Source organism: Vibrio minamisatsumaniensis (assembly GCF_050337445.1).
Taxonomy (GTDB): Bacteria; Pseudomonadota; Gammaproteobacteria; order Enterobacterales; family Vibrionaceae; genus Vibrio; species Vibrio artabrorum.
The window spans coordinates 1-5,572 of record NZ_JAKJSY010000132.1; the positions used below are offsets into that span (position 1 = coordinate 1).

Genomic DNA, 5,572 nt, shown 5'->3' on the forward strand with positions numbered 1-5,572 from the left:
GTCGCGGCATGCTTAGTTGGTAAAAATGAATCAGTATCATGGATGGCAAAGACTTGAGCCCAATACCGTATCTGTCTTGAAGAAATTGAATATTGTTTTGCTAAGTAGAGAGATGACGTGCCATCTAAGTATTGCTTAGCAATGATACATTTTAGCTCTCGGCTATATTTGGACATAAAAAGACCCCCAATAATTGGTGTCCAACTATTGGGGGTCAGTTCACATTGTGCTGGCTTTGTAATTCTTGTGCTTTGCTATTTGTTAGCGCGCATCTACTGTGGCGTTATACCAACTTCATCTCTTGGATGATATCAGAAGCAATTTCTGGCTTCGTACTGGTTGGTTTCTCGTGTAGGTCGGATTTTAATTGTCCCTTGCGGTTACTTAGGCCAGCTTCCAGTTTCTTAAGTGCTGCAGCGATAGCGGGGTACATTACATCATCCGTAGATTTTGCGTTTACTCTTACACCTTCGTAGTTGGTGAATACTTCAATCTGATGTTGACCGTGTTCTTTGGTTATGATGATGTCGCAGCTGATCAGTGATGGGAAATGGTTAGATATCTTCTCGAATTTACCTTCGATGTCTTTGCGTGACTCGTCGTTAATTGATACATGATGTGTTTGAATATTTATTTTCATAAATCATACCTTTCCAATGACTGTGTCATTTAAAAGTAGCAAACATCAGATAGATTAACCAATAGTGGAAGTTCACATGTGTGATTGACTTCAGTGTTATCAAATAATCTATTGGTTGTCCCTTGAAAGTCTGAACAACCGATCACATATTATGTTTCGTGTTTTCAATCTCTGTTTAAAAATCCTCCATTCTTACAGTTGTGTTCTAATCTCCCTGTATATACGGTTTTTATTGCCCTAACTTTTTGGCTCTAATAAAGCGTCAGTGTATAGTCCTATTCTCGTTAAAAATCCATAAAGCCTTTTTAGCTAGCATAGAGAAGCGTAATTCATTTATTGAGATTTATATTAGTACGGGATACTCTAATTACTACATTAAACTTGGACTCTTTATTATGAAAATGTCTTTTAAATTAGCTGCAATCGTAGCCTCTCTCTCTTTATCTTTCACTTTTAATGCCTTTGCTGCACCTGTTGAATTTCAGAAAATTCCAGAGATCATGAAGAAATTTGAAACCGCAGATCTTTATGTTAAGAAGTCGGTTACCCTCGGTCGTTTGCCAGCAGCGTCTGAAATTGGTGCTGATTTCCCAACTTATGTCGCAGACGGAAAGGGTGGGTATAGCCTCGAGACGAGCAATGTCATGACCGATGGCGTTGTCATCGCGAGCATGCCGAATCCGATTGTGGATGACGTTTTTAATCAATGGTTGGTACCTAAAGAGACGTGGATCAGCAGCTATGGCTCACTGCCAACATCAACCACAGAATTTAAGCCGTTTAAGCGTATCAAAACAATTAAAGCGATTAAGATCGATGCTGACATGCTGACATGCTGACATGCTGACATGCTGACATGCTGACATGCTGAAGTTGCTAGGAAGTGAAGATGGAAGTTCTGCAATGATTAAAGTGAGCTGGGACGAGAAGGGCATGAGAGTGTATAAAGATGGCTTTTTAGCGGATTATGAGTACGGCATTGCCCCTCAAGAAATGCAAGAAAACTATGAGTTAGCGCCTAAGTAGCGATCTATTGCTTAACGTACTTATCTATTGCTGAAAGTACCTACCGATAGCTTTAAAAAAGCGCGCTGTTTTTGCAGCGCGCTTTTTTTATTGGTAAAGAGCGAGTGATCAATCATGAATAATAAGCTGTGAAAAGGGTAACGAGGGTAGCCTTCTGGTCGATTAATTCTGTCTTATTGACGGTTAGGATTTACTAAATTCGTAACAAGAAGGGACCACGATGACGCCTTGTTTCGATATGTGGAAGCGTTTGGCGTCAGCAAGGCTATCGAGGCCTATTTGGGTCCCAGCAGGCACCTTAACGTTCTTATCTATGATGCAATTTTGAATATGGCAGTTTTGCCCAATCTCAACATCTTCGAACAAAATGCTATCAATCACAATCGCGGCATTATTGACTTTTACCTTAGGAAAAAAAATAGAGTTTTGTGCCGAACCGCCTTCAATCACGACGCCATTGGCGATCATTGAGTTGATGAATATCCCTTGGTTTCCTTCTACCGAAGCGATGGTACGCGCGGGAGGCAGTTGTGGATCGTAGGTACGAATCGCCCAGTCAGGCTGGTATAAGTCAATTGGTGATGTTGGGTGCAATAAGTCCATGTTGGATTGGTAATAGGAGTCGATGGTACCCACATCTCTCCAATAGGCGTCTTGTGTTACTCGACCTTCTTCGTCGCCAAACTTGTAAGCGTAAACTCGGTTGTTGCTGACCAATTTAGGAATAATATCTTTGCCAAAGTCATGACTTGAAGTTGGGTCTTCCGCATCATCTAATAGTGCTTGGGTTAGTATCGCTTTATCAAAGATATAAATCCCCATTGAAGCCATGCTTCGGGTCGGTCTACCGGGTACACAAGCGGGATAACGCGGTTTCTCGGTAAAGTTATTGATATGAAGAGATTCGTCTATCTCCATCACCCCAAACTCTTTGGCTTCGTCAATCGAAACCTCCATGCACGCCACGGTTAAGTCGGATTCATTCTGCTTATGTTGTTTGAGCATTGGTGCGTAATCCATACGATAGATATGGTCGCCAGATAACACCACCACATGCTTGGCTTCACTGCGAGAAAGTAGATATAAGTTTTGGTAAATTGCATCGGCAGTCCCGCTATACCAACTATCACCGGTTCGCATTTGTGGTGGAACATTGGTGATGTATTCGCCGAGCTCGGGGTTAAGCACCGACCAACCATCTCTCAAATGTTTTTGCAAAGAGTGAGATTTGTACTGAGTTAGCACCAAAATTTGGCGTAGCCCAGAGTGTAAGCAGTTTGCGAGCGTGAAATCGATGATTCGATATTTGCCACCAAAGGGTACCGCAGGTTTTGCGCGGTTATCGGTGAGGGGAGAAAGCCGAGAGCCAACACCGCCGGCCAGAACGATCGTTAGAGTGTCTTGCATAGTCAGAACCTCAATGTATTTATGATTATGAACATAGACTTGCAAGCCCTAAGCCAAATGTAACTCATTGAATATTATACGAGACGCGATTGATTATTGTAGGGCTGCACCAAATAGATGCGTGCGAGATGTTGGCTTGCTCTATTTTGATCCAAATCGCCCAAAACCAAAGCGCCACGACTGAATAAGTAGTGGCGCTTTCTATTTATGCATCAAAAATATACGGGTGATAATTCGTTGCTATGGCTGTTGTTTCGTTGGTGCTAGTGCAATCTCACGGATACATACGTTCTGTGGTTGTTGGTAAGCGAATGATACCGCGCGAGCAATATCGTCAGCTGCCAATACGCCGCCCATGTCTTCTTTCCAAGAATCGTAACCGTCTTTGATCTCTTGAGAGGTCGTGTGAGACAGAAGCTCAGTTTCTACAGCCCCCGGTGCGATAGTGGTAACACGAACGTTTGAAGCCGCCACTTCTTCACGAACGTTTTCAGAAATCGCGTGAACCGCGAATTTAGTACCACAGTAAGCTGCGTGGCTTGGGAATGTTTTCTTACCTGCGATAGAGCTGATGTTGATGATAGTACCTGTGTTGCGTTCCATCATCGGAGCAAGTACAGACTGCATGCCGTTTAGAAGACCAATCACATTCACATCGAACATTGTTTTCCACTCTTGTGCGTCTTGAGTATCGATTTGACCAAGAAGCATTGCGCCCGCGTTGTTGATAAGCGCATCGACAGGGCCAAACTTCTCTTCACCTTGTGCGATGGCTGCATCAAAAGACGCTTTGTCTGTTACGTCTACTTTTACTGATAGAGAGTTCGGTAGGTTCAGCGCTTCAAGGCGGTCAATACGACGAGCTAAAAGTAGCAGAGGGTGGCCTTCATCACTTAGACGACGAGCGATTGCTTCACCAATACCAGAGCTTGCACCTGTAATTACGATTAGTTTTTTCATTTTATTTCCTTTGTACTTTTATTGCGTCGGTTGGCTACGACGTATTGTTTAAGTGCATGCGAATCAAGTGCTTGTTGCCTTGCTTCGTTGCGATGGAGGTATAGTAAGGAAAATAGCATTGTTGATATATAGCACTTTACTTGAAACACTTTTGCTGTGGTGCAACAATAAAAGCGTCTATCTCATAACTTCATTCGTAAGCTGGCGACTATGCTCAACCAAATTAACCTGTCTGATATTCGTTCTTTCGTGCTGATTGCGCGTTTAGGTAATTTCACCAAAGCGGCGGAGGAGTTGGATGTGTCGCGGTCCCACGTATCACGCCAAGTGAGTAGCCTCGAGAAGCAGATGGGCGTGACTCTGTTTATCCGCACCACTCGAACCTTGAGGCTGACGCACGCAGGGCAAGATCTGTACGCGAGATGTGAGCAAGCCCTCGATAATATCGACCAAGCGCTGATTGCTGCTGTCGATGATGTCGAAGAGGTGCGCGGTGACATAAAAGTAAACTGTGTCGGCGGTTATCTGGGCGAGGTGATCATTGCGGATCTAGTGAATGAGTTTATGCAGCTCTACCCAGACATCAGCATCAGCCTTGATTTCAGTAGTCACCGAGTCGACTTGATTGAAGACGCGTTTGATATCGCTTTTCGTATGGGAAGTCTTGACGATGCGGGCTTTATCGCGAGAAAGTTATTGGATATCGAAATGGGAACACTCGCGAGCCCAGAGTATTTCACTCGTAAAGGAAAGCCTAGTCACCCCAAAGACCTCATCCACCATGATTGCTTAACGGGGTCAGTGCGGAAGTGGAGTTTTCAAGCTTTGGACGATACCAAGAAAGCGGTCGATGTGCATGTGACGGGCAGATTGCAATGTAAGAATGGCCGAGTATTGGTGCAGGGCGCGAAGTCGGGCAACGGAATTATTCGTGTACCAACCATCTATTGCTTGCAAGAGCTCAACGAAGGGCAATTGGAGCAGGTGTTTGATGAGTGGGTAGTGCCGAAAGTGGATTTTTCAGCGATCTATCATCGAGACCGCTATCAACCGAGCCGAATTCGAACCTTCATTGATTTTGTCAAAGGCCGTTTTGAGCAAATGCCAGTCAGCTAAATAGTGGGTGCTGTCCATTGTTTGCAATAGAGCGGATTTGCTTGGGCTTACATCTCGTCGATTTCGTTTTGTAGGTTTTCCAACTGCTCTAGAATCAACAAGAACTTCTCGCCGAACGGCGTCACTTGAAGGTAAGGGATCTCAATGTTTCCTTACCTGAACAGTAGCGGCTTAATTCACGTCAGAATGAGTGCCTGACTGACCTAACTCCTGCTCTACAATCTAAACACGGGTGTTTAATGACCACTTTCTCGCTGTTTTCGCCATTTCAGACGCACTCATCCTACGAAAGAACTAAATTGACCTGATTTGGGATTGAACCAGAGCATGATGAACCAGCTCTGACAGCGGCTCTCCTGCTCTAAAACGAAGAAACGTCATATGGTTCCCACAAAGAATGCACTCAAATGGGTCAACCTTCAC

At 44.1% G+C, this 5,572-nt stretch carries 4 protein-coding genes and 4 pseudogenes; 2 read left to right on the forward strand and 6 right to left on the reverse strand.

Going from position 1 to position 5,572, the window contains the following annotated elements; genetic code table 11:
* A pseudogene (locus L4B77_RS19210) lies at positions 1-176 on the reverse strand (helix-turn-helix domain-containing protein); the annotation flags it as partial.
* 107 nt (positions 177-283) lie between these two features.
* Positions 284-640: a ribosome hibernation-promoting factor, HPF/YfiA family gene (gene hpf / locus L4B77_RS19215; protein ID WP_261840341.1), complete on the reverse strand. Its 357-nt coding sequence runs from the start codon at positions 638-640 to the stop codon at positions 284-286.
* A 395-nt stretch (positions 641-1,035) separates the two neighbouring features.
* Between hpf and L4B77_RS19220 the strand changes: the two are divergent.
* Positions 1,036-1,666, forward strand: a pseudogene (locus tag L4B77_RS19220) (hypothetical protein).
* A gap of 183 nt (positions 1,667-1,849) precedes the next feature.
* On the opposite strand, the gene glgC reads toward L4B77_RS19220, so the two are convergent.
* Together glgC and L4B77_RS19230 are read right to left on the reverse strand one after the other, a co-directional pair.
* Positions 1,850-3,073 (reverse strand): glucose-1-phosphate adenylyltransferase, encoded by a 1,224-nt coding sequence (gene glgC, locus L4B77_RS19225; RefSeq protein ID WP_429752424.1) that lies wholly within the window; start codon positions 3,071-3,073, stop codon positions 1,850-1,852.
* A 240-nt stretch (positions 3,074-3,313) separates the two neighbouring features.
* Positions 3,314-4,033, reverse strand: a complete 720-nt coding sequence (locus tag L4B77_RS19230; protein ID WP_008216572.1) for an SDR family oxidoreductase — start codon at positions 4,031-4,033, stop codon at positions 3,314-3,316.
* A 210-nt stretch (positions 4,034-4,243) separates the two neighbouring features.
* Here L4B77_RS19230 and L4B77_RS19235 point away from each other — a divergent pair, with 210 nt between their 5' ends.
* Positions 4,244-5,149, forward strand: a complete 906-nt coding sequence (locus L4B77_RS19235) for a LysR family transcriptional regulator (protein ID WP_429752427.1) — start codon at positions 4,244-4,246, stop codon at positions 5,147-5,149.
* Between the two features lie 47 nt (positions 5,150-5,196).
* On the opposite strand, the pseudogene L4B77_RS19240 reads toward L4B77_RS19235, so the two are convergent.
* Positions 5,197-5,277: pseudogene (locus L4B77_RS19240) on the reverse strand (winged helix-turn-helix transcriptional regulator); the annotation flags it as partial.
* Between the two features lie 166 nt (positions 5,278-5,443).
* Positions 5,444-5,572: pseudogene (locus L4B77_RS19245) on the reverse strand (IS91 family transposase); the annotation flags it as partial.